This is a genomic window from Paenibacillus sp. PL91, assembly GCF_012935325.2.
GTDB lineage: Bacteria > Bacillota > Bacilli > Paenibacillales > Paenibacillaceae > Pristimantibacillus.
On record NZ_JABBYG020000007.1, the window covers coordinates 317,642 to 342,262 of the forward strand.

Consider the following 24,621-nt stretch of genomic DNA (forward strand, 5'->3'; position numbering starts at 1 on the left):
TAATTGAACATCCGGAGTGAAGCACACTCAATGACGCGGGCTGCGTTGTTGGGTGTGCTTTTTTTGTTGTTCGGGCGTTAAGGCAACACGCGCTAGCGCGATGGGTATTGAAATGCGGGGGAGGGAGCGTAAGCGGATGAAGGCTCAGGTGTATGTTGTGGAGGTTAACGGGCATTGGCAGGCATCGGCAACGATTCATCCAGAGGTGGACAAGCAATTCTGGATGAACGGGGAATTTGGCAAGACTGGGCGGCTTAACGGAAAAATGGCTGAATCAGGTTGGCTTTTGAGAGAGCCGTTGCCGCTTGGTGATGCTTGTCTTGTTGCCCAGCTTTGGGAGGAAGGGCTGAAGCGAAGAAGAGAGAAAAAGGCTGATTTGACCATCAGCCTAAATGAAATGGGATATCAAGCGAGTTCAATCGAAGCGTTAGAGCTGTTGCTCTCTTGTGTAGAGGAGGCTAAGCAATGCGGACTGGATGAAAGAAAGGCTGCCGGCAGCCGGAGGTGGTGGCATTTGGGTAGTAGAGGAAAGCGGCAATCGAAATGGAATGAAGAGAGCTTGTTGGGTTTGGCGGAGCGATGGGAGCTGGGAGCGGGTCAGTTACGAGAGCAGAATGTAAGTAAGTCGCATGATCTGAGTGTAGGTGAGTTGCGAGAGCTTAGTGTAGGTAAGTCACGAGATCTGGGTGTAGGTAAGTCGCGAGAGATTAGTCATGCCGTGCATAGTGCTGTGCGCGAGCAAAGCGGAGAGAGGGAGCGAACGCTAAGCGAAGCCGAGCTGGGAGAGATTGCGGCAGGGGCGAAGCTTGCCGCGGGCATGATGCAGGGACGTGCGCTATTGCGAAGCGAGGCGCACGCCCTGTTAGCTGGCGCGGGTGGGCCCGGCGCCGCTGCAAGCTGGAGCGGCGTGCTCCAGCTTGCAGCGCTGCTCGGGCGGGTGCGCCTAAGCGGATCGATCGCCGCCGGTGGTGGTGGGCGATTGGACGCTTTGGGGCGCCGCAGGCGCGAGCGCAGCTGTTTGCGCTGCGGGAGCTGTGAGGCGCATATGCACCGCACGGCATGTGCGGCGTGCGGGCGGTTGTGCGCCTATTGCGCGGCGTGCATTGGGATGGGGCGGAGCCGGGAATGCGAGCTGCTCGTTGTTGGGCAGCATCCTGCTTTGCTCGGAGTGAAGACGGATCAGCGGCAACTCATGAAGTTGCCGTTAGAGCAGCGGCTTAAGAAGTGGAGCCTTAGCCCGGCACAGGCCGCTGCCGCAGCGAAGGCGCTCCGTTTCGTTGAAGAGTATGAGACGACGGAATCTCCTCAATTATCAAAGGGAATACGAAAGCAAACGAGAGATTTTTTACTTTGGGCGGTGACGGGAGCGGGCAAGACCGAAATGATTTTTCCGCTGGTGGAATCGGTGCTGCTGCGAGGCGGCAAAGCGCTTATAGCTACGCCGCGCCGCGATGTCGTAATTGAACTAGATCCGCGTATCCGCAAAGCGTTCCCGGCAGCTTCGGTTGTCACCTTATATGGCGGCAGCGAGCAGCGCTGGGAGAACGGCGATATCACGCTTGCTACGACTCATCAGCTGCTGCGTTTCTATCAAGGCTTTGATTTAGTCGTCGTAGACGAGCTTGACGCTTTTCCCTACGCCGGCGATCCTATCCTTCATTATGCCGCTGACAAAAGCTGTGCGCCTGGCGCTGCCCGGCTGCTGCTCTCTGCTACGCCGCCAAACGAGCTGCAGCGAGCAGCGAAGCGTGGCAAGCTTCCGCATGCGAGAGTGCCCGTACGCTACCATCGACGTCCGCTGCCCGTGCCGCAAATGTATCAAACGCCAGCAGTGAAACAAATGCTTCACCAGCGCAGGCTGCCATCCAAGCTGTTGGCCGCTATGCAGGCCTCGATCCGGCGGGATGCCCAGCTGTTTGTATTCCTGCAGCAAATTGCACAGACCGAGCCTATGGCTGCATTGCTAAGGGCTGTGCTTCAACTTCTAGCAATAGAGGCAACTTCCTCTCAGGATGCTGGGCGGACGGAGAAGGTGCAGCGTTTTCGCGCAAGGGAAATTCGCGTGCTGGTCACGACCACGATATTAGAGCGAGGGGTTACGATTCCGAGAAGCGACGTTTACATTTTAGATGCGGACGGGCGGCTTTTTGACGAGGCTTCCTTGGTCCAAATGGCGGGCAGGGCAGGACGGTCCGCTGAGGACCCGTTTGGCCGGGTTTATTTCTGCAGCCGTGAGCGCAATCGCTCGCAACTAGCTGCAGTTCGCCACATCCAAAAGATGAACCGCATGGCCCGCAAAGAAGGGTACTTGCTCCCCGCCAGCAAAGGAGGCTCGTCAAAGTGACCGACTCGCTGCAAGCATGGCTCCGGCGCCTCCAATCCGCCTTCGCCACTACCGCGGAGCTGCTCGCTCCAACGTCTGCCGCATGTCTCCTTTGCGGCAAACCGCGAACCGAGGCTCGCAGCCCGGGCAGCTCCAACCAATCGAAGCTGACTCCCCAGCTTCGAAAGTCGCTTTGCGGAGGATGCCTCTCCGCCATACCATGGCTCACCCGCATCGCCTGTCCCAGATGCGGACGCAGCATCGCATGCGAGGACTGCATACGCCGTCCACAACGGGCATTCGTATGCAACCGCAGCGCGGTCTCCTACAATCCAGCTATGCGGGCGATGCTTGCTTTGTACAAATACCGAGGAAACGAGCGGCTGGCGCCTTTGCTTGGCGACATGCTGCTGCCGGCCCTTGAAGCAATGACTTGCGAGGTTGCCCAGCAACTGCAGGACAGCGCTACAAGCGGTACCTTCCCAAAGTCGGTAGGGAAGATAGCCGATTACTGGGATGCGATCACTTATGTCCCAATCAGCCCAGAGAGGGCAAGCGAGAGGGGCTTCAATCAAGCGGAGCAGCTCGCAAGCCATTTAGCACACCGCTATCGGCTACCCCTAATGAACCTGCTCATCCGCTCCCGTCATTCGGAGAAGCAAAGCTTTAAGACGCGCTCCGAGCGAATGCGCGATACAAGGACGCTTTTTGACGTAAACGCAAGGGAGCTTCGTACTCTACTTAACTCAGCCACTAAAGCGCAGCCCTCTCGGAAAACCACACGCATCCTGCTTATTGATGACATATATACAACGGGAAGCACGGCAGAGGCTTGCTCGCAAGAGTTGCATCGGCTGGCGCAGTGCCCGCTGGAAATATACATTTTGACCTGGGCACGTTCCTAATCTATTCAATATTCATAGGTCTGCAATAGATTCATAGTGAAAAAGTTAACGCTTTCGTTTAGAATAAAGCTAATCATATGATTCGTTTGACAGAAAAAGGAGGGCTCAGAGCGATGAATTTGGATAATTGTCCTCGCTGCGGTAAGCTTTTTGCCAAAAATTTTAGAGATGTATGCCCGTCGTGCATGCGTGAAATTGATAAAGAATACGAACTTTGCGCAAACTTTTTGCGTGAGTTCAAGGGTTCAATCATTACTGAGGTATCTGATGCTACTGGCGTTTCCATTAAACAAATTACGAAATTTATCCGCGAGGGTCGTATTTCGATCGTGAATGCTCCTAATATGTCATATCCGTGCGAGTCCTGTGGGACGCTGATTCGTGATCATCATCTTTGCGACAGCTGCCGTCATCGTATCGATAAGGACAAAAAGGAAATGTTCGATAACCTTGCTAAGCAAACAGAAATAAAAAGCGCGTTTAAGCCAACTGGTGTATACAAAGGTCTAGATAGATACAAAGATAAATAGATGAATTCCTGTTAAAATTTTCATGACTATAAAATTTCACTTGACCTAAGCCGATAATACTTGTAAAGGTAATCGGCTTTTTTAGTTTCCGTAAATAATGAGGTGGATAAAATGAAAATAAACGAGACGAATCGTATTGGTGCGCTTAATCCTTACCATAAGCAAAATGAAGCTAGAATAAGTGCAGAAGGCAAGGCAAAGAAGAAGGACGAGGTCCAGATTTCCGCGGCTGCCAAGGAGATGCTGACAACAAGTAAGGCGAGCGGAGCAGACAGAACAGAGCATATCGAGCAGCTAAAGCGTTCGGTAGCATCGGGCACGTATCATGTGGAAGCCGGCAAAATTGCCGAGAAGCTGCTTCCCTACTTGAAGGAGTAGTTCTCTAAATGAATGAGTACATCCAGCAGATATTAGAGGTTTTGCAAGAGCTATTAGATGAGCACCGGCAGCTAATTGAGTACGGCAATGCGAAGACAACGGCCATTACCGTGAACAATGTGGAGACCCTTTCGTACATTTCCAGTAAAGAAAAGAAGTGTCTTCAGCGCATTCTGGAGCTTGAGCAACGGCGGATCTTTCTGATCGGGAAATATATGCTGGATCAAAAGCTGACTAGCCATCGTTCCTTCAAAATGGAGAAGCTCATACAGGCTGTCTATCATGCTAATGAAAAGCAGCAGCTTCAGGCCGTTTGGCAGGAATTATCGGCAGCTCTTACCAAGCTTCAAGATATCAATGAATTTAACCAGCAGCTAGTAAAAATGACGTTGAAGCATTTGCATTTCACGCAGGATCTGCTGCTCGGACCGACGGAGGACGAAGCGACCTATCATCGCGCAGTTCAAGGCATGGCCTACAATCGTAGTGGCCGCTTTAATATTAAGACGTAACAAGAGAGGACAAGATACGATGGCATCGACATTCCATGGCTTAGAAACAGCGAGGCGCAGCTTGTTCACGACGCAGTCCGCTCTAAATACAACCGGACATAATATTTCGAATGCGAATACAAAGGGTTATTCACGTCAAGTTGTGAATATGACCGCTTCAAGACCGATAGATGCAGTTGGCTTCTCCAAATCAACAGCAGCAGGTCAGCTTGGTACAGGTGTAGAGGCAAGCTCTATAACGCGTATAAGAGAGAAGTTTTTGGACAATCAGTTTCGGAATGAAAATAAATCAAACGGCAATTTCACAGTACAACTAGATACATTATCTAAACTAGAAGGAATCGTAAATGAGCCAAGTGATACGGGCATAAGAACGGTCATCTCTAACTTCTGGAACTCATGGTCGGACTTGAGCAAAAACCCAGAGAACGCTGACGGCCGCAAAGTCGTTATGGAGCAAACGATGGCGATGGTCGACGCATTTAATTATACAGCTAAACAGCTTGGCGATTTAAAGGCAGACTTGACTGAAAACGTGGAGATCAATCTGGATACCGTAAATTCTATAACGACAAGCATTGCTCAGTTGAATGGTGAAATTCGTCGGGTCGAAGGACTAGGTGACAATGCTAATGATTTACGCGATCAGAGAGACTTGCTTACGGATCAGCTTTCTGGACTAGTCAATATACGTGTTGAGGATCAAGCCAATGGCTACCGAATTACAATGGGCGGAACGGAACTGGTTCAAGGGACTGCTACAGCAGAATTGGACATGGAAACCTTAAACACAGCTTTTGCTTCTGGTGACCTGAATAGCGGTGCTATATATGGCACGATCTATTCAAGAGATCATTTCGTCGAAGGTTATATTGGTGAGCTTGATAAGCTTGTACAAACGATGGCAAATGGTGAGTTTGATATTACCTTACCTAAGGGTTCCGTTTTGCCAGAAGGTACAGTTTTAAATAACGTTACATACACAGGGACAAACCGCACATTAACAGAGGATACGACTGTGACTGTGAAGGGCTTGAATGGTTTGCATCAGCTTGGTTATTCATTAGCAGGAGAAGATGCGGGATTGCCATTCTTCACAGACAGTGCGGGTGGAACAACTGGAATAAATGCGGGAAACATTACACTTAATCCAGCGATTGTGGCTAATTCTAATCTGATTGCTACTTCAATGCGTGTGGTTACTAATGCTGATGGCTCGGAGTCAGTGATTAGCGGTAACAATTCTTTGGCTGTGCTCTTCTCGCAAATGCGGGATACCCGTATTGATTTTGATTCAGGTACGGGCGAGAATAAGAACACGGTGGATGCCTATTTTCGTTCGGTTGTCGGTCAGCTTGGCGTTCAAACTGCAGAAGCAACTCGAATGCAAACCAATCAACAGATTATAGTCGACCAAGTTGAATCACGCAGACAATCGGTGAGCGGTGTCTCACTCGATGAGGAAATGTCGAATATGATTAAATATCAGCATGCTTATAACGCAGCGGCTAGAAATATGACAATGATTGATGAAATATTAGATAAAGTAATTAATGGAATGGGTAGAGTAGGCCTGTAACCATAATTCGGGGGTGAGAGATTATGTCTTTACGCGTCACGCAATCGATGATGAACTCGCAATTACTGCGTAATATATCGAATAACATGGGTCGAATGAACACACTGCAAAATCAGCTTTCAACAGGAATGAAAATTAATAAACCATCAGATGACCCTGTCGGTATTACGTTTGCTCTACGTTATCGTAGTGAGCTGGATGCTAATGAACAATACAGCGAAAATGTTAGTTCTTCGTTATCCATGCTTGAGTATACCGATACAACGATCGGACAAGCTGGTGAAATTATGCAGCGGACTAGAGAATTGTTAGTCAGTGGGGCAAATGGGACGCTTGAACAAACAAGTCTAGATGCTATAAAAGTCGAAATGTCCCAGCTATATAACCAAATGGTTGAAATCGGTAATAGCCAATTTAATGGTAAGCAAGTGTTTAATGGCGAATTGACGGGTGATAAACCATATCCAACGATGGGCGTAGACGGTACAGTTGATTTGATAAGTGATCCACCATCACTAAAGGCATTTCAAGTTAGCTCAGATACCGGCTCAATTAAATATGAATTATCGGCAGGCATGAAGTTAGGCGTAAACATTACGGGTAATGAGGTCTTTGGTGAGGGCGTATCGCCTACGGCAACTCAAGCAGAGATAGAAAGCAGCGATAATGCTTTCTTACTTCTTCAACGAGCATACGATATGTTGGGCTCTGGTGATCAAGAGGGAGTTTCTGCATTAATTAAGCAGGTAGATAGTCGTATGAATACGATGCTTTCAAAACGTGCCGAAGTAGGAGCAAAAGTAAATCGTGTCGATATTGTTCAAAATCGGCTTGCGGATATCGAAATCAATCTAAAAACGGTTCAGGCGAAAACAGAAGATGCAGATATGTCAGAAGTGATTACCAATATGAAAACGGAGGAAAATGTATATCAAGCTTCACTATCTGTAGGAGCACAGCTTATACGTCCTAGCTTGGTTGACTTCTTGAGATAGGAGATATACACATGCAAATTCCTCAAATTCAAATTCGCTCGCAGGATGCTGTTTTGTCAATCGATGCCGATATCGGAAAACAGCGTCTTGAGCAGCCTGCGGCAACAGTCGACATGGAACAAATAAGGCCAGAACAACATTTTAAAACGACTAAGGGACGGCTGGAAATTAATCAGGACCGAGTATGGGACGCTTTAGCTTTAGGCAATAATTTGCAAACGATGAGCAAGATATATTCAATGGCTTCTGATATAGCATTGCAGGGGATTGCACGGATTGTGGAGAAGGGCGATCAGATGGCATCGATTCATTTAGGCGGGAATCCTATAGCGGAAATGGCAAGAGAATGGAAACGTACCTTTCCTGAGTTTGATTTTCGCGGGGAAGCAGCCTATGATAATATTGATATCGAGTATATTCCAGGTGAGCTCACTATTGATACCACCCCAGGACGTGTAAATTTGAATGTGCAAGTAAATAAACCTATTCATGAATATGAGCGAGGCAAGCTAGATATTTATATGAGCCAATACCCAAAGGTAGATATTATCCCACCAGAAATCGATCAACTTATTTAGCTTTGCGTTCATTTAAGACTATAGATCATTTGCGTATGACGCATAAGGTCTATAGTTTTTATTTTAATAAAAGAGGTATCCTAATAGGAGGTTATTATATGAAATTTGAACAGCAAATTTATACATTTGAGCAGGGTATACCGGGATTCGAGCATTTGAATCAATTTGTATTCGAAGAGGTAGGAAATGATTTGCCAATGAAGTTAATGAGAGCGGTTGAGGATCAAGCCATATCTTTGCTAATTGCGAGTCCATTTTTGTTTTATCCCGATTATGAATGGGAGCTTCCGGATATCATTAAACAAGAGCTAGGTATCGAAAATGGTGAAGAAGTTGAGATTGGTTCAATTATAACGGTACCTGCAGACTGGGAAAAGGCAACAATTAATCTACTTGCTCCGATCGTTCTGAATAACAGGACAAAATTAGGAAAACAGCTTATTCTTCACGATAATACATACAGCTCGCGTGCTCCGCTCAATCGAACCTAGGGAGGTAGAAAAGCCATGCTTGTTTTATCACGGAAAACTAATGAGTCCATCATGATTGGCGCAAATGTAGAAATTATTGTTTTGGGCGTAGAAGGCGATAATGTGAAGTTAGGCATTCGAGCACCGAAGGAAGTTGATATTCATCGCAAAGAAATATATATGGCTATTCAAGCTGAAAATCGTGCGGCAGCAACTAATGCTTTATCCATTGAAGACGTTTCAAAGTTATTTAAAAAATAATTTGTTTTTTTAAATATAAGCTATAAACAATTGATGCGGAAATCCGATAAATATATTAGCGCGATAATAGGACGGCCGAACTATTATCGTAAGCTTCCGCAAGGATGCGGAAATACGAAAATTTCAAGGAGGAAATATCAATGATTATTAACCACAATATCGCAGCTTTGAACACACATCGTCAATTGGGCTCCAACACTGCAGCAACTAGCAAAAACATCGAGAAATTGTCTTCAGGTCTTCGCATCAACCGTGCAGGTGACGATGCAGCGGGACTAGCAATCTCCGAAAAAATGCGCGGTCAAATCCGCGGTTTGGATATGGCTTCGAAAAACTCCCAAGACGGTATTTCTTTGATTCAAACAGCTGAGGGTGCTTTGAACGAAACTCATTCCATTTTGCAACGTATGCGTGAACTATCCGTACAATCTGCGAATGATACAAACACTGCTCAAGATCGTACTAACCTTCAAGACGAAATGACGCAACTAACTAAAGAAATTGATCGTATATCCTCAACAACACAATTCAATACTAAAAATCTACTTGATGGTTCGATGGGTAGTGCAGTGAATGCAGCGGTAGCTAATGAGAACAGCAGTGCTGTATTGAAAACTGGAACTGGTACAACGGCAGCAGTAGCAGCACTAACTACATTAGCAACAGCACTTAACGATGCAAATGGTAACTCTCTTGGTCTTGCTGTTGGGGATAAAGTTGATGTTTCTTACGTAACAAATGATGGTACTACAAAAACAGGTTCTGTAACTATTACAGCAACTACTGCATTGTCTGATATTACAGGTTTAATAACTGAGGGCGCAAGCACGGTTAATACTCTCGGTTCTATAACCGTAACTGCTTCTGCTGCGGGTACAACAGGTGCTGTAAACGGGATCACAATGACAGTCAAAGATAGCACTGGAGCAGTGAAAAATTCCGCAACTAATGCACTGTCTTCATTCTCTGAAACAAAACAAGCTGAGAACGTACGTACTGATGGTTCTGCTACTTTCCAAATCGGTGCTAATAGCAATCAATCGTTGAACTTATCCATTCAAGAAATGACTTCTTCTGCACTTGGAGTTAAGGGATTACAAGTTGCAACACAAAGTCAAGCAACAACGGCTATGAAAGTCATTGATACTGCTATTCAAAAGGTATCTTCTGAGCGTTCTAAGCTTGGTGCAACACAAAACCGTCTTGAACACACAATTAACAACCTGAATACTTCTTCAGAGAACTTGACTGCCGCTGAATCACGTGTACGCGACGTAGATATGGCAAAAGAAATGATGAGTCAAACAAAAAACAACATTCTTGCACAAGCTGCACAAGCTATGCTGGCTCAAGCAAACCAACAGCCGCAAGGCGTGCTTCAATTGTTGAGATAATAATTAAACTTCAAAACCAAAAAGTCTCTCGAATTTTTCGGGAGATTTTTTTGGTTTAAACTACTATGAGTTGGTTCGCAGAAATGGTGTATAAGTGAATGGATTTTCTGAGATAAAGGAGAATACAGCATGAGCGTGACAATATTGGATCGAAATATAGATGTTATATCCAGAAATCCTAATCACTGGATAGGTCAACCCAAAGAAGATGACATTCATTTAAATTTTATCGGAACAGATGAAGAGGGAAATGAACTGCTTTTCATAAACAATCAAATTATAATTATAAAAAATGAATTTGATGAATCAAATATGCCTAACGATAATAAAAAAGAGTTAATCATATTAGTGGGTATTAATTCCTTAGAGGAAATAGAAAAGCATATTCAGACCATGAGCAAAGAGTCTTATCTTCTTATTATCGAACCTAACTTTTCTTTTTTTAATCATGCATTAAATAAACAAGATTTAAATTTATTTAATAATCTGAATGTAATACTCTTTGCTGATGATTTGAAAAACCTTTCGTTCTTTTTAGATAATCTATTATCAACTACACTAATATATTACATTAAAAACATTAAATTTTATTTCACTTATTTTTATAGGGAATATAGTTTGGACTCATGTATAGCAATAGTGAAAAAAGTTAAGGAAATTATTCATTATAAAGCCATGTTGTATGGTAATTCAATTGAAGATAGTATGATTGGATTTAGGAATAATATAAAAAATATTAATTGTTTAACACGTTCTAAGGACGTTTCTCAATTGAAAAGATTATTTGAAAACAAACCAGCAGTTGTTGTATCCGCGGGTCCATCATTAAATAAGAACATTGAACAATTGAAAAAAATGAAAAATAAAGCCGTAATAATTGCTGTAGATACAATTGCTAGCAGACTTTGCGACGAAGGGATTATTCCAGACTTTATTTGTTCAATAGAAAGAGGGAAGGAAACTTATACATATTTTTATGAGAACAAGAATTATCCGAGCGAAATAACATTAGTGGGACCGTTGGTTCTTCATCCCCAAATATTTGAAGAGTATCAAGGTAATATTGTTATTCCAATGCGTGAAAAAGTAGGGGAGTATAACTGGATACAGGATGTTTTCGGTATATCGAAAGACAGTTCTATTAGCATTGGTCTGTCATGCGCACATGTTGCATTTGGTTTTGCAGAACACATTGGAGCATCTCCAATTGTGTTAATGGGTCAGGATTTAGCTTTTGGAGATTCTAAAGAGGAGTCTCATGCAGGTGGAACAATATATGACAATAAAGAGTTTACAAATAACATTTTTTCATCAATAGACGAAACAATTGTTGAAGGTTATTATGGGGGTTATGTAACTTCAAATGAAATATGGATTAATTTTCGGAAATGGTTTGAAAAGGAAATATTTGATAAAAATTTATTTGTTATTAATGCAACTGAAGGAGGAGCTAAAATTGCAAACACGCTTCAAATGAGCCTTGCTGAAGTTTTAAATACACATTGTTCTGAAAATTTAGTACCAGTATTGGACATATTGAAAAATGTAGCATCAAATCCTCTTAATCAGGAACAAATGAAGATTAAAATTGAAGAACAAATAGAGTTTTTTTCTGATTTGAAAATAAAATATGAAAATCAATTGATTAATATTAAAAGGCTAAAAATAACGAATATCTCTTCAGAAAAAGAATTACAAAAAACACTGAAGAAATTGGAAAAAACTGATCCGTTGTTTAGACAGGTTACAGATAATTGGCTTTTACGTCATATCTTACAACCAGCTTTAATGACCGCTATTTGGAATCTTTACGATATTGAGCAAATCCTCTCATCAAGTAATTTAAACAGGAATAAGGAAATACAGGTTGAATTTCTTTCAGCTAGTGTTTTTGTACTGGCTCAAATAATTTCAATTCTTAGTGAAAGTTTAGATGGATTTAAATAGTACTATTGGAGTGAGAAAACTGAAGACATCTGAGAAAATTCTGATTACGGGTGCAGACGGCTTTATAGGATCACATTTAACAGAAGAATTAGTCAAGCTCGGATATAACGTGAAGGCTTTTGTTTACTATAACTCTTTTAATTCCTGGGGATGGCTGGACCATTCAGCATACAAGAACGAGTTTGAAGTATTTGCTGGAGATGTAAGAGATCCGCATGGAGTTAAGGAAGCGATGAAAGATTGTAGTAGCGTTTTGCATTTGGCATCGCTAATTGCTATTCCCTATTCCTATCATTCTCCAGATACCTATGTAGACACGAATATTAAAGGGACATTAAATGTGTTGCAAGCGGCACGTGAGCTTGGTATTTCCAAAGTCGTTCACACGTCAACAAGTGAAGTGTATGGGACAGCCCAATATGTACCTATAGATGAGGAACACCCATTACAAGGTCAGTCACCTTATTCAGCTTCAAAAATTGGAGCTGATCAAATGGCGCTATCTTTTTATCGTTCATTTGATACGCCGATAGCCATTATCAGACCTTTTAACACGTATGGCCCACGCCAATCCGCGAGAGCTGTTATTCCGACCATTATCACGCAGCTTGCATCCGGTAAGGAGAAAATCAAGCTGGGTGCGTTAAGTCCTACTAGAGATTTCAACTATGTTAAAGATACCGTGAGCGGATTTATTTCTGTTATGAATAGCGACAAAGCGCTTGGTGAAGTAATTAATATAGGCAGTAACTATGAAATATCAATAGGGGAAACAGTTGAGGCAATTGCTGATGTAATGGGCAATAAAATTGAAATTGAAACAGATGAAATCCGTCTGCGTCCTGAGAAAAGTGAAGTTGAGCGGCTTTGGGCAAATAATCAAAAAGCGAAAGAATTGCTTGGATGGGAGCCATCATACGGTGGCATTGATGGATTTAAATGTGGATTGAAAGATACAATTAACTGGTTCACGGATCCGGTGAATTTATCACATTATAAGACAGAAGTATATAATATATGAGGAAACAGTGGAAGCAAATAGCTGAGGATATTAGGGGAATTCATGGTGCTAATGACTTTCTGCCCTTACATGAACCGACGTTTAGCGAAACAGAAGTTGAGTATGTATCGGATTGTTTACGAACAGGCTGGGTATCATCTGTTGGGAAATATGTCGATGAGTTTGAAAGAAGACTTGCAGAATATACAGGAGTGAGGAGAGCTATTGCCGTTGTAAACGGAACTGCTGCATTGCATATTGCACTAAAAGTGGCAGGTGTGCAAGCAAATGAAGAAGTTTTAATGCCGGCACTGACATTTATTGCAACAGCCAATGCGATTTCGTATGTACAGGCAATTCCACATTTCATCGATGTATCAGAAGAGACACTTGGTATTGATCCAAAGAAACTCGAGGAACATATTCGAGAAATAGGTATTATTGACAAAGGACAATTAATTAACAAGGTGACAGGAAGGGTCATACGAGCTGTAGTTCCGATGCATACATTTGGACATGCTGTCGATTTAGATCCGTTAATTGATATATGTGAACGTTATGGTCTTGTTCTTGTTGAAGATGCAGCAGAATCACTTGGTTCCTATTATAAAGGTAAACATACTGGTGGATTTGGACTGGTTGGAGCGCTTAGTTTTAATGGCAATAAAATTATGACAACCGGCGGTGGCGGGGCTATTTTAACAAACGATGAAAAACTTGCCGACTATGCAAAGCATATTACGACTACAGCCAAAATTCCTCACCGCTGGGAATACCGTCATGATGAAATAGGGTACAACTACCGAATGCCGAATATTAATGCAGCAATTGGATGTGCTCAGTTAGAAAAAATGAACCATTTTATTGAATCAAAAAGACTATTAACGACGAGATATCAGCAATTGTTTAAAAAAATTGAGGGCGTACAATTGCTAATAGAGCCTTCTTTCGGGAAAAGCAACTATTGGCTGCAAACGTTATTAATTGATGAAAATACTCATGCTCGTGATTCGATTTTGGATATATTAAATGGCGAGGGTGTAATGGCGCGTCCGATTTGGACACCTCTAGACCAATTGACTCCATACGCAGATTGTCCTAAAGCGGATCTTTCTGTTACCAACTTATTAAATAATCGGGTTATTAATATTCCATCAACTCCATTGCAAGGAGAATACCATGGGTAGACGTAAAATATGTATCGTGACCGGAACACGCGCAGAATATGGACTTTTATGCCGACTGATGACAGAAATTCAGAACGATAATGAATTGGAGTTGCAATTGGTCGTAACGGGCATGCACTTATCTTCCGAATTTGGATTAACCTATAAACAAATCGAAGAAGACGGATTTTATATAGACGAAAAAATAGAGATGCTTTTGTCATCAGATACTCCGACTGGTATTGCGAAATCAATGGGGATTGCCATATTAGGCTTTGCAGATGCATTTCAGAGATTGCTTCCAGACGTGCTAGTTCTTCTTGGGGATCGATTTGAAATATTGAGTGCTGCTCAGACTGCTTTGGTCATGAGAATTCCAGTAGCCCATATTTCTGGTGGTGAATTGACTGAAGGCGTGATCGATGAGTCGATTCGACATTCGCTTACTAAGATGAGTCATATTCATTTTACCGTGAATGAGGAATATACGAATCGTGTTATCCAGCTCGGTGAGCAGCCGGATCGGGTGTTTAAGGTAGGCGATCTTGGTGTTGAAAATATCCGAAAAATGTCCCTTTTATCGAAAGAGGAGCTGGATTGCTTTTATGGATGGAAACTTGAAAAGTTCTTTTTGATTACTTTTCACCCCGCTACGCTAGAAATCCAAACAGCCGAGGAACAGATGAAAAGCTTGCTGGCAGCAGTTGATGCGTTTCCAGAATATCAGGTTATTTTTACAAAATCGAATGCAGATACCGACGGTAGAAGAATTAATGAATTAATTGATGATTATTCTACATTGAATTCTGGTAGAGTAAAGTCTTATTTTTCGTTAGGACAGTTAAGGTATCTAAGTACGATGAAATATTGCGAAGTAGTCATTGGGAATTCTTCCAGTGGAATTATTGAAGCTCCGGCCTTTTCGAAGCCGACGATTAATATTGGCGACAGACAAAAAGGTAGATTAAAAGCGAGCTCTATCATTGACTGCGCTCCAAAGACAGACGAAATTATTAATTCGATCCAAATGGCTATTTCTACACAGTTTCATCATTCATTAACAGAGATGCAATTAGAGTATGACGGCGTAACCACGTCTAAAGATATTAAGGACCATTTGAAGCATGCTGAATTAAAAGACATTATAAAAAAACCATTCTATGATTTAAGATAGACCGCTTAAATTCTAGAATCTATAGCTATAACATTTCCGGTTTACCAAGATTGATGAAAAATCAGAGGTGAGTAAATGAGCGGAACTTATATTATCGCCGAAGCAGGTGTTAATCATAATGGTGATATCGAATTGGCAAAGAAGTTAGTGGATATTGCAGCAATGGGCAAAGCAGATGCGGTGAAGTTTCAAACTTTTAAAACGGAAAATGTAATCAGCAAGTATGCTCCTAAAGCGGAATACCAGATTAATACGACTGGCAAAGGAGAATCGCAATTTGACATGGTGAGAAAGCTGGAACTCTCTTTTACACAATTTGGAGAGTTAAAGGCCTATTGCGATGCTCGTGAAATTGAGTTTTTATCGACACCGTTTGATATTGAAAGTGCTGATTTTCTAATTGATGAGTTATCGCTAAAAACAATTAAAATACCTTCAGGTGAGATTACAAACGCTCCGCTCATCTATCATATTGCAAGAAAAAGAGTGAAAATTATTTTGTCAACAGGAATGTCAACAATGAGTGAAATAGAAGCGGCTCTTGGTGTTATTGCTTTTGGTTATCTACAGAAAGAAGAACATCCAACTATTGAAGCATTTAAAGAAGCGTTTATTTCTGAAGAAGGGCAGCAGCTTTTGAAAAAAAACGTGACCTTGCTGCATTGTACTACAGAGTACCCTGCACCTGTTCAAGATGTAAATTTGATAGCGATGAATACGATGAATAACGCTTTTGGACTTCAGGCTGGATACTCAGATCATACGGAAGGCATTGCAATATCAATTGCTGCCGTAGCTTTAGGAGCAGCAGTTATAGAGAAGCATTTTACGTATGATAAACAGGCAGAAGGACCAGATCATAAGGCTTCGCTTTCACCGGATGAATTAATTCAGATGGTTGATGGGATTAGGCAAGTGGAGTTAGCAAAAGGATCTGGTATAAAGATTCCTTCGAGATCTGAAATGAAAAATGTTCAAATCGCAAGAAAAAGTGTCGTGGCGAGGAAAGAAATCAAACAAGGTGAAGCATTTACGGTTGAGAACATAACGGTTAAAAGGCCCGGTAATGGAATAAGCCCTTTTGAATATTGGAATATGTTAAAACAGATAGCTCCAAAAGAATTTAAGTTAGATGAGGAAATCAGATTAAGATGATAGTATCAGCAGAACAAGCATTGCTTATTTTCAAAAAATTGCCTGCAGAAATGCAATCCTTTTACTTTCATCCTCAATATGTCATTAATGATGCTCTTTATAAGAAAGATATACAGGCCGTTTTTTTTGTTCAAGAAAAAAACGAGAATATCTATTATCATGCATTTCATCTAGGTAAAGTGCCAAACACGCCATACTTTGATATCCAATCACCATATGGCTATGGGGGGCCGCTTTGCGTAGGAGATGAGTTGTTTAAAAATGAATGTATCGAAAATTATAAAAAATGGTGTATAGACCAATCTGTGCTGATTGAATTTATCCGATTCCATCCATTAATGAAAAATGAAATGAATTATTACGGTCAAATTTTTGAGAATAGACAGACGGTATATATAGATTTAACAAAAGAAAATTTGCTTTACGAATTCAGTACTCGAGTTCGGACAGCTATAAAAAAAGCTCAAAATAGTAATGTTACTATTACTTTTTCAAAGTCCAAGTATTATATTCAGCAATTTATTGATATGTATATTGCATTGATGAACAAAAAAAATGCACTAGAAGATTATTTTTTTAATGAAGAGTATTTTATACATTTATTGCAAAATGAAGCTGTGTTCCTAGCTAATGCCGAAAATGAATTGGGGCAGGTTATCGGAGCTTCCCTTTTCTTTGCGAACGGTCATATAGCAGAATATCATCTCTCTGCTTCAATTGAAGAAGGCAGAAAAAAGAACGTTGCAAACCTATTGCTATATGAATTTGCTGAACTTGTGAAGAAACAGGATGTACAATTGTTGTATTTAGGTGGCGGGACCGACCGTACAAATGAAAACCCACTTCTCTTTTTCAAAAGAGGTTTTTCAAAAAATGAGGCAACTTTTAAAATCGGGAAATACGAACATAATCACGTTGTTTATAATGAAATGAAATCAGAGTATTTGAAAAAAGAACCACATAAAGAACATTTCATTTTATATTATCGATAAGGATAGGGGTATGAATAATGGCATGGGATCAAACTTGGGAAGAAATATTCAAAAGTCAAGAATGGGGGAAATATCCGTCTGAAGATTTAATTCGCTTTATTGCACGTAACTTCTACGGAACCGCGAGTAGAAAAGAGATAAAAGTATTAGAAGTAGGTTGTGGGACTGGCGCGAATTTATGGTATGTAGCGAGAGAAGGATTTTCAGTTTATGGGATAGATGGTTCTATGACTGCCATTGAAAAAGCAAAAAAAAGATTGAATTCTGAAGTCCTTGATTGGACAGGTGAACTAATAGTCGGAGATATTGTTAAACTACCATATGACGATGATATGTTTGATGCAGTTATTGATGTAGAAGCTATTAGTTGTAATTCTTTTGGAAATTCTGAATTAATCTATAATGAAATTTTTCGTGTTTTAAAAAAAGGCGGTAAGTTATTTAGCAGAACGTTTGCCACTAGTTGTTGGGGTGATCAAACGGGTGAAGAAGTAAGTTATAATACTCGGATTCCGACACAAGGCCCATTGAGCGGTAAAGGAACTGTACGATTTACTTCTAAAGAAGATATTTCTAAACTTTTAAGCAAGTTCGAGATCACTGAACTAGAAATATTGGAAAGAACGTATGATCTTGAACAACGAATTATTGAATGGTTAATAACGGGAATTAAAAACTAATTTGACGATAGGAGGTATAAGGTGTCTACAAACGTAGTTGTAGTTGGTGGGGGGATTGCAGGCATACTATCGGCATTAATGTTAAAAGATAAATTTCCTAATGTGATTCTAATTGAAAATAGTAGTGAATTAGGTGGACTCCTAAAGAGTGATAATTATGGAAATGAACATTGGTTTGATAAGGGAACTCACCTGCCTGCTCTGACTCATCATCAGGAAATTAATAAATACTTAATTCCTGATGAAATAAATGACTCAAATTTATGGTTGAAACTAACACATCTCAAACCAGGGAATTATTTTAATAAGAAGCTAAATTCACTAGGTTCAGCTATTGATATTACTTCTTATGATGAAGAATATTATCATAAGATTTTAATAGAGTTACTTCATAGTAGACTTGAATCTAGATCGCAATATGAAAATTCATATGAACAAATAAGAGACTTATTTGGTGAAGCATTAACCAATAATTTTTTTGAGAAAATTTCTTTTAAATTTTTTGGAACAGCTTTAAAAGATTTAGCCCCGGATGTTTTAAAATTAATAATAAACCCTCGAATTATTGCATTTGATGAGAATAAAACGAAAGAGTTAAAAAAATCCAATTTTTTTGATATGAGATTATCCTTGTCTACTCCAAGTATAAATAAGGATGTAGAATATTTTTATCCTAAAAAAGGTGGAATACATGAATGGATAAGCTTATTAGAAAATAAAATGAATAATAATGGTATTCGTATACTAAAAGGTGCGAAAATATCGGGAATCCATGTAGATAAGAATGAAATTACAAAGTTAACCCTTGAAGATTGCGAAGAAATAACTGGAATTTCTCATGTTGTTTGGACAGCTCCGGTGTCACTTCTTGCTGGGAGATACAATCTTGTTGAAAATCGATCGTTAAAAGGTGTAAGGAGAACCACATATTTGTTTCATTTATTGTTGGATAAGCCGTTTTTAACTGATAGGCATTACATAACTTGCTATGATTTTGAAATGAAAACCTTCAGAGTTACTATTTATAATAATTTTCAGAAAAATGATAAGTATAAATGCACTGTTGAAGTTTTAGATGACGATAATGTTGTTATTGATGAAAAGAAAATCATTCAAGAACTCGTGACTATGGGGATTATTAGTGAAAATACAAAAGTGGTAGAGAGTTATGCTTATAAGCTTGGAAGCTATTTTCCTGTTATTACACCAGAGATGCTAGAAATTAATGGAGATATTATTGACGCTATAACCAATGAAATTAGCAATATTACACTTGCCCAAAGGGATAGTAATCAGTTTTTTATGGCTGATGTATTGGCTAACGTCTTTAAATATGTAGGAAAGATTAAGTGATTTTATAAAACCTCATGGTAAATACACATATGATATGATTTGCTATGTAATAAGGATGTGCAGATAATGACTAATTGGGAATCAATAATGATTTTGCCAGAGACATCTATTATTCAAACAATGCAAATTATCGACAAGTCAGCTCTACAATTTGCTGTTGTAGTTGACGGAAATAAATTTTTACTTGGTACAGTAACAGATGGAGATATTCGACGAGGCCTTCTTAAAGGTTTGTCATTAGAAATACCTATTAAGGAAGTCATGAACAAATATCCCGTATACGAAAAATTTGGAAAGAAACCGCAATATTATGCAGAACTAATGAAAAAGCTAAAAGTGAAACAACTACCGATTGTAAATGAAGAAAATCAGATTCAAAACGTCTTATTTGCAGATAATGTAGCTCAAGGGTTGCAAAAAGCAAATACAGTTATATTAATGGCAGGTGGTCTTGGAACAAGACTTCGCCCTTTGACGGATCATGTTCCAAAGCCTATGTTGAAAGTGGGTGATAAGCCCATTTTGGAAATGATTATTAATAGTTTTAAAGATTTCGGATTTTCAAACTTTATTTTATCGGTAAATTATAAGAAGGATATGATTAAAGACTATTTTCAAGATGGAAAGCATCTTGATGTTAACGTATCTTATATAGAAGAAACAATGAGATTAGGAACAGCTGGAGCACTATCACTAATTATAGAAAAGCCTGATCAACCTTTTTTTGTAATGAATGGAGATTTATTGACCAAAGTGAATTATGAACAGTTGCTTAATTTTCACAATGAAACGAATTCAATTGCAACAATGTGTGTAAGGGAATACGAATACCAAATACCGTATGGTGTTCTAGAAACGGAGAATCACCGTCTTTTGTCGATTGAAGAGAAGCCAATTCATAAAAGTTTTGTTAATGCTGGTATTTATGTGTTAAGTCCTGACGTGTTGAAATCAGTTCCTCAAAATGAATTTTACGATATGCCAGATCTTTTTAAGAAATTGATGAAGCAGCAACAAGAAGTATCAGCTTTTCCACTGAGAGAGTATTGGCTTGATATTGGTCGTATGGACGATTATGAAAAGGCTAATTATGAATTCAGTGGAGGCTTAATATGATTAATAACAAAAAAGTATTAGGGATTATTCCGGCTCGTGGTGGTTCTAAAGGAGTACCTAGAAAAAATATTTGCGAAATAGCGGGAAAACCGTTGATTGCTTGGACAATAGAAGCTGGTAATAAATCTGAATATATAGACAGATTAATTGTTACATCAGATGATTTGGAAATAATAGGTGTAGCCAAGGAGTATGGTTGTGATGTTCCATTTATTCGTCCCCAGCAATTAGCTCAAGACACAACGCCGGGGATTGATCCCGTTCTTCATGCGATAGATAAATTACCTGATTATGATTATATTGTTCTTCTTCAGCCTACATCTCCGTTAAGAATGGCAGAAGATATCGATGGTTCTATTGAAAAAATGATGGAATCGGATGCGCCTTCCTGCGTGAGTGTAACTAAAGTCGATAAGTCACCTTATTGGATGTATTCATTGCAAGAGAATAACCATATGCAGTTGCTTATCCCACAGGAAAAGGTTCCATCACGCCGTCAAGATTTATCCGATGCATTTGTTGTGAATGGGGCTGTGTATGTAGCCGAGTCCAAGTGGCTTTTAAACAACAAATCTTTTTTAAGAGATGAAACAGTTGCATTTGTTATGCCAAAAAGCCGGTCATATGATATTGATACAGAAGAGGACTTTATATTATGTGAGGCTTTGATGCGAAGGTCGCTTATACAAGAATGAACATGTAATCCTAAGTTGGATAATGACTAAAACACTAATGATTCCTGGACTCATCGGGAGTCATTTTTTATTTCAATGGGTTGCCATGCAGGTATGCATAGGCTATTAACCTTTTAATTTATAATGATCATTTTTGTAATTCAACTAAACTAAATTCTATTTATATCCGATAGTACTATTAGTAGGTGAAATCGGAAATTAATTTACATAATGGGTCAGTATTTTTCTATTCGTGAAAGATGAGGAGAGGCAGGAGGAATAAAATGATAAATTCAATTCGTATGGGCGGCTTAGTCTCAGGTCTTGATACAGAAACAATCGTCAAGAATCTTATGAAGGCGGAGAGTGCTCCGCTTAATAAACTTCTTCAGAAAAAGCAAACAGAAGAATGGAGACGTGATCAATACCGAGAGATGAACGCGCTCCTATCAGATTTAAAAAATAAAACCTTTGATATGAAGCTACAGGGAACATACCAGAAGAAGGTTTTGACATCCGACAATGATTCAGTCGTATCTGTAAAACAAAAAGGCGTTCCAAATGCATCTGTATATAATGTGGAAGTAGATACGCTCCCTGTTTCTGCTAAAACAGCATCTGTGAAATTCACTATTGCTGATGCTAATTTAAAAGGCGGGTCTACTGCAATTGCGGATGGAGCCTTTTCCTTTAATATTGGATCAGAAACTATTGAAGTTAAAACAGATGATACAATTAATAGTATGATAGCAAAAGTTAATGCTCTATCGTCCAAGACAGGTGTTACCGCAAGCTACCTGCAAGATGATAATTCTATTACTTTCTCTTCGAATGGTAAGAATTCGAATATTGATATTAGTGGTACATTTGGGACTAAGCTTGGTATGTCAGCGGGTAATACGGATATAGCAGTTGGGTCACCCGGTGGTTTCTCTGGTTCAGCGAAAAGCCAAAAAGCTGAAGCTGGCGTACCAGGAAACGTGTTGATTAATGGTATATCCTATTCAGTCAATAGTACATCCTTCACGTTTGATGGTGTGGAATTTAATATTAAAAGTAAGGGAACAACCAGTGTCAATCTTAAACCGGATGAGGAAGCAATCTTTAAGTCAATTAAAGAATATGTAGATAAATATAATGATATTCTGGATAAGATCAATAATAAAATAAGTGAACGAACCTTTAAGGATTTTAAACCTCTTTTAGCGGAGGAAAAAGAAGCACTATCAGATAAACAAGTTGAACAATGGGAAGAGAAGGCGAAGAGCGGCTTGTTGCGTCAAGATTCTCTGCTCTCGAGTGCGTTATCACAAATGCGTCAATCATTATCAATGAATGTAACGGGTGCAGGGATTGATTCGAAATATGATAGTCTTAGTGAAATAGGAATAACAACTGGAACTTATTCAGAAAAAGGAAAGTTATATATTAATGATACGAAACTGCGTGAAGCTATATCTCAAAATGGAAATGGTGTAATGGAGCTATTTACAAAAATTAGCTCCTCAACAGATCCTGCTACAAAAGTCAGTGAGAGTGGATTGGCACAGCGTCTGTACGATCAGATTAACACCACCATTACTAAGCTCACGGATAAAGCAGGAAGCAAGGCTTCACTTGTAGATAATAGTATTCTTGGTAAGGGTCTCGGCAGAATTAATACGGATATTAGTAATTGGGGAGCACGACTCGAAAGCATTGAACAACGTTATTGGAAAAAGTTCACTGCAATGGAGACTGCCATGAGTAAAGCAAATGCCCAAGGTAGTTGGTTATCACAACAACAAGGATAAACTAGTTAAGTTTTAAGGGAAGCATATTATTTAAAAATGTTTTAGAAAGAGAGGAGAAGAGGACCATGGATACCTCTCTAGATTCTCTACTTAACGACTTTTTATTACATACGCTTTCGTTACAGCAGAGAGTATTAGATGATGACAGTGAGCCAGAAGAATGGATAGATCTACTGGACAAGAGACAAGTGGTTTTAGAGAGTATTTCACGATGTTTAGAAAAGGGGTTCTCTTTTTCGGAAATTCAGAAAAAAAACTATCTTCAACCTGCTTATGAAGTTGATCAGAAGATTATTCCGATCATGGATCGCAAGAAACAGGATTTAGGTTCTGAAATTATGAATATGAAGAGAAGCCAAGCGGTTACGCAGCAGTACGGAGATTTTGGAAGTACTTATTCTCCATATGGTGCTTTTTTTGATAAAAAGAAATAATAAGCAAATTAGGCCTCTCATTGGAGTGGCCTAATTCTATTTATTGGAACAGAGAAACAGATGTAACAAATTACAAGTTTTCATCTAATGCAAAAGTTAACAGTTGCCGATATATTAACTAGGACTATTGATGCGGAAGGAATGATAGGTTATGAACACTAATATACCGGCTACAGTAACGAGTAATCCGCCGATTAGAGTTGCTACTAGTATGGATTTAGGTAATACTGGGGCAGTGAAAGAGAGTTCAAGTAAGGTAAGTGATTCTCAACAACTTTCGAAATTCTCAAGTTCTTCGGAACTGAAAAAAGCTGAGGCCCGCGGTGAGCATGTCGCAATTAGCGAAGAACAGCTAGTTAAGGCTATCGATAGAGCAATTAAGGCTATCGAGGGAAAAAGCACAAACTTAGAGTTTTCTGTGCATAAGCAGACCAATATCATTTCAGTGAAGGTATTAGACAGTGCATCGGGTGAAGTCATTCGTGAGATTCCTCCAGAGAAAACGTTGGATTTTGTCGCTAAGATGTGGGAAATGGCTGGTATACTTATAGATAAGAAAGGCTAATTCATTATTGTATGATGATGCACTCACACAGCGCATAAATGATAAATTAATTTAGTTCTAGGAGGATAAACAATGCAACTTCAACAACGTAATAAGTATCTTCAAAACACAGTTCAAACGGCAACTCCAGGACAACTACTTATTATGCTCTACGATGGCGCTATTCGTTTTTGCCGTCAAGGAATTGAAGCAATTAAAGAACAACGTTATTCAGATGCAAATACAAGTTTACTACGGGTTCAGGACATCGTGAGTGAGTTTGTTATTACAATCGATCGTACTAATCCTATTTCAGAAAACTTGCTGAAGCTATATGAATATTTCAATATGCGTCTAGTTGAAGCAAATATAAAGAAAAACATTGAACCGGCCGAAGAGGTACTGGAGCATTTGATTGAACTAAAGGAAACATGGCTGCAAGCTGCGAAAGAATTCAATCAGGTAGTTGGACAAGCAAATGGGAGTACTTACAAACAAACACAATCAACTGTCGTCTAAATGGATCCAGTAAACGGGCGGTGTGTTTTACAAGTAATTTACAAAGCTACCCCAGGGGGTGGCTTTTTTATTACGAAGGAAAAACGGTTCATTCGACAAGAATCGTCAGCCGTAAATCCCCGCCGATCCTCAAATGAATTCGCTTACAA

25 protein-coding genes are annotated in these 24,621 nt (G+C 40.0%); all 25 read left to right on the forward strand.

Translation table 11 applies throughout. From position 1 onward, the window contains the following. Positions 1-136 precede the first annotated feature (136 nt). The 25 genes from HI950_RS18375 (at position 137) to fliS (ending at position 24,472) form a co-directional block, all read left to right on the forward strand. Positions 137-2,344 carry an ATP-dependent helicase ComFA gene (locus HI950_RS18375; RefSeq protein ID WP_223285353.1) on the forward strand — a complete coding sequence of 736 codons (2,208 nt, stop codon included), beginning with the start codon at positions 137-139 and terminating at the stop codon, positions 2,342-2,344. Further along, entirely contained in the window at positions 2,341-3,228 is an 888-nt protein-coding gene (locus HI950_RS18380; protein WP_169084575.1) for a ComFC family protein, read from the forward strand. The genes HI950_RS18375 and HI950_RS18380 overlap by 4 nt, the downstream gene beginning before the upstream one ends. Before the next feature lie 113 nt (positions 3,229-3,341). Continuing rightward, positions 3,342-3,758 carry a TIGR03826 family flagellar region protein gene (locus HI950_RS18385; RefSeq protein WP_169084576.1) on the forward strand — a complete coding sequence of 139 codons (417 nt, stop codon included), beginning with the start codon at positions 3,342-3,344 and terminating at the stop codon, positions 3,756-3,758. Between the two features lie 111 nt (positions 3,759-3,869). Continuing rightward, positions 3,870-4,136 carry a flagellar biosynthesis anti-sigma factor FlgM gene (gene flgM, locus HI950_RS18390; RefSeq protein WP_169084577.1) on the forward strand — a complete coding sequence of 89 codons (267 nt, stop codon included), beginning with the start codon at positions 3,870-3,872 and terminating at the stop codon, positions 4,134-4,136. An 8-nt stretch (positions 4,137-4,144) separates the two neighbouring features. After that, positions 4,145-4,648, forward strand: coding sequence for a flagellar protein FlgN (locus HI950_RS18395; RefSeq protein WP_169084578.1), 504 nt, complete (start codon positions 4,145-4,147; stop codon positions 4,646-4,648). A 19-nt stretch (positions 4,649-4,667) separates the two neighbouring features. Further along, the gene (gene flgK, locus HI950_RS18400; protein WP_169084580.1) at positions 4,668-6,227 is read left to right on the forward strand and encodes a flagellar hook-associated protein FlgK; all 1,560 of its coding nucleotides are present in this window, start codon (positions 4,668-4,670) and stop codon (positions 6,225-6,227) included. Positions 6,228-6,250: 23 nt separating this feature from the next. Continuing rightward, positions 6,251-7,222 (forward strand): flagellar hook-associated protein FlgL, encoded by a 972-nt coding sequence (gene flgL / locus HI950_RS18405; RefSeq protein WP_169084582.1) that lies wholly within the window; start codon positions 6,251-6,253, stop codon positions 7,220-7,222. Positions 7,223-7,233: 11 nt separating this feature from the next. Further along, a complete protein-coding gene (locus HI950_RS18410) occupies positions 7,234-7,800 on the forward strand; it encodes a DUF6470 family protein (RefSeq protein WP_169084584.1) in 567 nt (188 codons plus the stop codon). A 98-nt stretch (positions 7,801-7,898) separates the two neighbouring features. Continuing rightward, the gene (fliW, locus tag HI950_RS18415; RefSeq protein WP_169084586.1) at positions 7,899-8,291 is read left to right on the forward strand and encodes a flagellar assembly protein FliW; all 393 of its coding nucleotides are present in this window, start codon (positions 7,899-7,901) and stop codon (positions 8,289-8,291) included. A gap of 15 nt (positions 8,292-8,306) precedes the next feature. Further along, the gene (gene csrA, locus HI950_RS18420) at positions 8,307-8,531 is read left to right on the forward strand and encodes a carbon storage regulator CsrA (protein ID WP_169084588.1); all 225 of its coding nucleotides are present in this window, start codon (positions 8,307-8,309) and stop codon (positions 8,529-8,531) included. 140 nt (positions 8,532-8,671) lie between these two features. Beyond that, a complete protein-coding gene (locus HI950_RS18425) occupies positions 8,672-9,925 on the forward strand; it encodes a flagellin N-terminal helical domain-containing protein (RefSeq protein WP_169084590.1) in 1,254 nt (417 codons plus the stop codon). 129 nt (positions 9,926-10,054) lie between these two features. Beyond that, positions 10,055-11,872 (forward strand): motility associated factor glycosyltransferase family protein, encoded by a 1,818-nt coding sequence (locus HI950_RS18430; protein ID WP_169084592.1) that lies wholly within the window; start codon positions 10,055-10,057, stop codon positions 11,870-11,872. Then, a complete protein-coding gene (locus tag HI950_RS18435; RefSeq protein ID WP_169084595.1) occupies positions 11,859-12,893 on the forward strand; it encodes an NAD-dependent 4,6-dehydratase LegB in 1,035 nt (344 codons plus the stop codon). Before HI950_RS18430 ends, HI950_RS18435 begins: the two co-directional genes overlap by 14 nt. Then, a complete protein-coding gene (locus HI950_RS18440) occupies positions 12,890-14,059 on the forward strand; it encodes a LegC family aminotransferase (RefSeq protein ID WP_169084597.1) in 1,170 nt (389 codons plus the stop codon). Before HI950_RS18435 ends, HI950_RS18440 begins: the two co-directional genes overlap by 4 nt. Then, the gene (neuC, locus tag HI950_RS18445; protein ID WP_169084599.1) at positions 14,052-15,212 is read left to right on the forward strand and encodes a UDP-N-acetylglucosamine 2-epimerase; all 1,161 of its coding nucleotides are present in this window, start codon (positions 14,052-14,054) and stop codon (positions 15,210-15,212) included. The genes HI950_RS18440 and neuC overlap by 8 nt, the downstream gene beginning before the upstream one ends. A gap of 75 nt (positions 15,213-15,287) precedes the next feature. Beyond that, positions 15,288-16,367 carry an N-acetylneuraminate synthase gene (neuB, locus tag HI950_RS18450; protein WP_169084601.1) on the forward strand — a complete coding sequence of 360 codons (1,080 nt, stop codon included), beginning with the start codon at positions 15,288-15,290 and terminating at the stop codon, positions 16,365-16,367. Continuing rightward, positions 16,364-17,359, forward strand: coding sequence for a GNAT family N-acetyltransferase (locus HI950_RS18455; protein WP_169084603.1), 996 nt, complete (start codon positions 16,364-16,366; stop codon positions 17,357-17,359). The genes neuB and HI950_RS18455 overlap by 4 nt, the downstream gene beginning before the upstream one ends. 17 nt (positions 17,360-17,376) lie before the next feature. Further along, entirely contained in the window at positions 17,377-18,039 is a 663-nt protein-coding gene (locus HI950_RS18460) for a class I SAM-dependent methyltransferase (RefSeq protein WP_169084605.1), read from the forward strand. Between the two features lie 21 nt (positions 18,040-18,060). Continuing rightward, positions 18,061-19,392, forward strand: a complete 1,332-nt coding sequence (locus tag HI950_RS18465; protein ID WP_169084607.1) for an NAD(P)-binding protein — start codon at positions 18,061-18,063, stop codon at positions 19,390-19,392. 66 nt (positions 19,393-19,458) lie between these two features. Further along, a complete protein-coding gene (locus HI950_RS18470; protein WP_169084609.1) occupies positions 19,459-20,508 on the forward strand; it encodes a nucleotidyltransferase family protein in 1,050 nt (349 codons plus the stop codon). Further along, the gene (locus HI950_RS18475) at positions 20,505-21,203 is read left to right on the forward strand and encodes an acylneuraminate cytidylyltransferase family protein (protein ID WP_169084611.1); all 699 of its coding nucleotides are present in this window, start codon (positions 20,505-20,507) and stop codon (positions 21,201-21,203) included. The genes HI950_RS18470 and HI950_RS18475 overlap by 4 nt, the downstream gene beginning before the upstream one ends. 263 nt (positions 21,204-21,466) lie before the next feature. Next, a complete protein-coding gene (gene fliD, locus HI950_RS18480) occupies positions 21,467-22,975 on the forward strand; it encodes a flagellar filament capping protein FliD (RefSeq protein ID WP_169084613.1) in 1,509 nt (502 codons plus the stop codon). A gap of 65 nt (positions 22,976-23,040) precedes the next feature. After that, positions 23,041-23,409, forward strand: a complete 369-nt coding sequence (fliT, locus tag HI950_RS18485; protein WP_169084615.1) for a flagellar protein FliT — start codon at positions 23,041-23,043, stop codon at positions 23,407-23,409. A gap of 151 nt (positions 23,410-23,560) precedes the next feature. Next, positions 23,561-23,974: a flagellar protein FlaG gene (locus tag HI950_RS18490; protein ID WP_223285354.1), complete on the forward strand. Its 414-nt coding sequence runs from the start codon at positions 23,561-23,563 to the stop codon at positions 23,972-23,974. A 72-nt stretch (positions 23,975-24,046) separates the two neighbouring features. Beyond that, positions 24,047-24,472: a flagellar export chaperone FliS gene (gene fliS, locus HI950_RS18495; protein ID WP_169084617.1), complete on the forward strand. Its 426-nt coding sequence runs from the start codon at positions 24,047-24,049 to the stop codon at positions 24,470-24,472. The last annotated feature ends 149 nt before the right edge of the window (positions 24,473-24,621 follow it).

What these genes read in the sequence shown, in the direction of transcription:
- HI950_RS18375 (WP_223285353.1), top strand. Translation starts at nt 137, where the DNA reads ATGAAGGCTCAGGTGTATGTTGTGGAGGTTAACGGGCATTGGCAGGCA.
- HI950_RS18385 (WP_169084576.1), top strand. Translation starts at nt 3,342, where the DNA reads ATGAATTTGGATAATTGTCCTCGCTGCGGTAAGCTTTTTGCCAAAAAT.
- flgM (WP_169084577.1), top strand. Translation starts at nt 3,870, where the DNA reads ATGAAAATAAACGAGACGAATCGTATTGGTGCGCTTAATCCTTACCAT.
- HI950_RS18395 (WP_169084578.1), top strand. Translation starts at nt 4,145, where the DNA reads ATGAATGAGTACATCCAGCAGATATTAGAGGTTTTGCAAGAGCTATTA.
- flgK (WP_169084580.1), top strand. Translation starts at nt 4,668, where the DNA reads ATGGCATCGACATTCCATGGCTTAGAAACAGCGAGGCGCAGCTTGTTC.
- flgL (WP_169084582.1), top strand. Translation starts at nt 6,251, where the DNA reads ATGTCTTTACGCGTCACGCAATCGATGATGAACTCGCAATTACTGCGT.
- HI950_RS18410 (WP_169084584.1), top strand. Translation starts at nt 7,234, where the DNA reads ATGCAAATTCCTCAAATTCAAATTCGCTCGCAGGATGCTGTTTTGTCA.
- fliW (WP_169084586.1), top strand. Translation starts at nt 7,899, where the DNA reads ATGAAATTTGAACAGCAAATTTATACATTTGAGCAGGGTATACCGGGA.
- csrA (WP_169084588.1), top strand. Translation starts at nt 8,307, where the DNA reads ATGCTTGTTTTATCACGGAAAACTAATGAGTCCATCATGATTGGCGCA.
- HI950_RS18425 (WP_169084590.1), top strand. Translation starts at nt 8,672, where the DNA reads ATGATTATTAACCACAATATCGCAGCTTTGAACACACATCGTCAATTG.
- HI950_RS18430 (WP_169084592.1), top strand. Translation starts at nt 10,055, where the DNA reads ATGAGCGTGACAATATTGGATCGAAATATAGATGTTATATCCAGAAAT.
- HI950_RS18435 (WP_169084595.1), top strand. Translation starts at nt 11,859, where the DNA reads ATGGATTTAAATAGTACTATTGGAGTGAGAAAACTGAAGACATCTGAG.
- HI950_RS18440 (WP_169084597.1), top strand. Translation starts at nt 12,890, where the DNA reads ATGAGGAAACAGTGGAAGCAAATAGCTGAGGATATTAGGGGAATTCAT.
- neuC (WP_169084599.1), top strand. Translation starts at nt 14,052, where the DNA reads ATGGGTAGACGTAAAATATGTATCGTGACCGGAACACGCGCAGAATAT.
- neuB (WP_169084601.1), top strand. Translation starts at nt 15,288, where the DNA reads ATGAGCGGAACTTATATTATCGCCGAAGCAGGTGTTAATCATAATGGT.
- HI950_RS18455 (WP_169084603.1), top strand. Translation starts at nt 16,364, where the DNA reads ATGATAGTATCAGCAGAACAAGCATTGCTTATTTTCAAAAAATTGCCT.
- HI950_RS18460 (WP_169084605.1), top strand. Translation starts at nt 17,377, where the DNA reads ATGGCATGGGATCAAACTTGGGAAGAAATATTCAAAAGTCAAGAATGG.
- HI950_RS18470 (WP_169084609.1), top strand. Translation starts at nt 19,459, where the DNA reads ATGACTAATTGGGAATCAATAATGATTTTGCCAGAGACATCTATTATT.
- HI950_RS18475 (WP_169084611.1), top strand. Translation starts at nt 20,505, where the DNA reads ATGATTAATAACAAAAAAGTATTAGGGATTATTCCGGCTCGTGGTGGT.
- fliD (WP_169084613.1), top strand. Translation starts at nt 21,467, where the DNA reads ATGATAAATTCAATTCGTATGGGCGGCTTAGTCTCAGGTCTTGATACA.
- fliT (WP_169084615.1), top strand. Translation starts at nt 23,041, where the DNA reads ATGGATACCTCTCTAGATTCTCTACTTAACGACTTTTTATTACATACG.
- HI950_RS18490 (WP_223285354.1), top strand. Translation starts at nt 23,561, where the DNA reads ATGAACACTAATATACCGGCTACAGTAACGAGTAATCCGCCGATTAGA.
- fliS (WP_169084617.1), top strand. Translation starts at nt 24,047, where the DNA reads ATGCAACTTCAACAACGTAATAAGTATCTTCAAAACACAGTTCAAACG.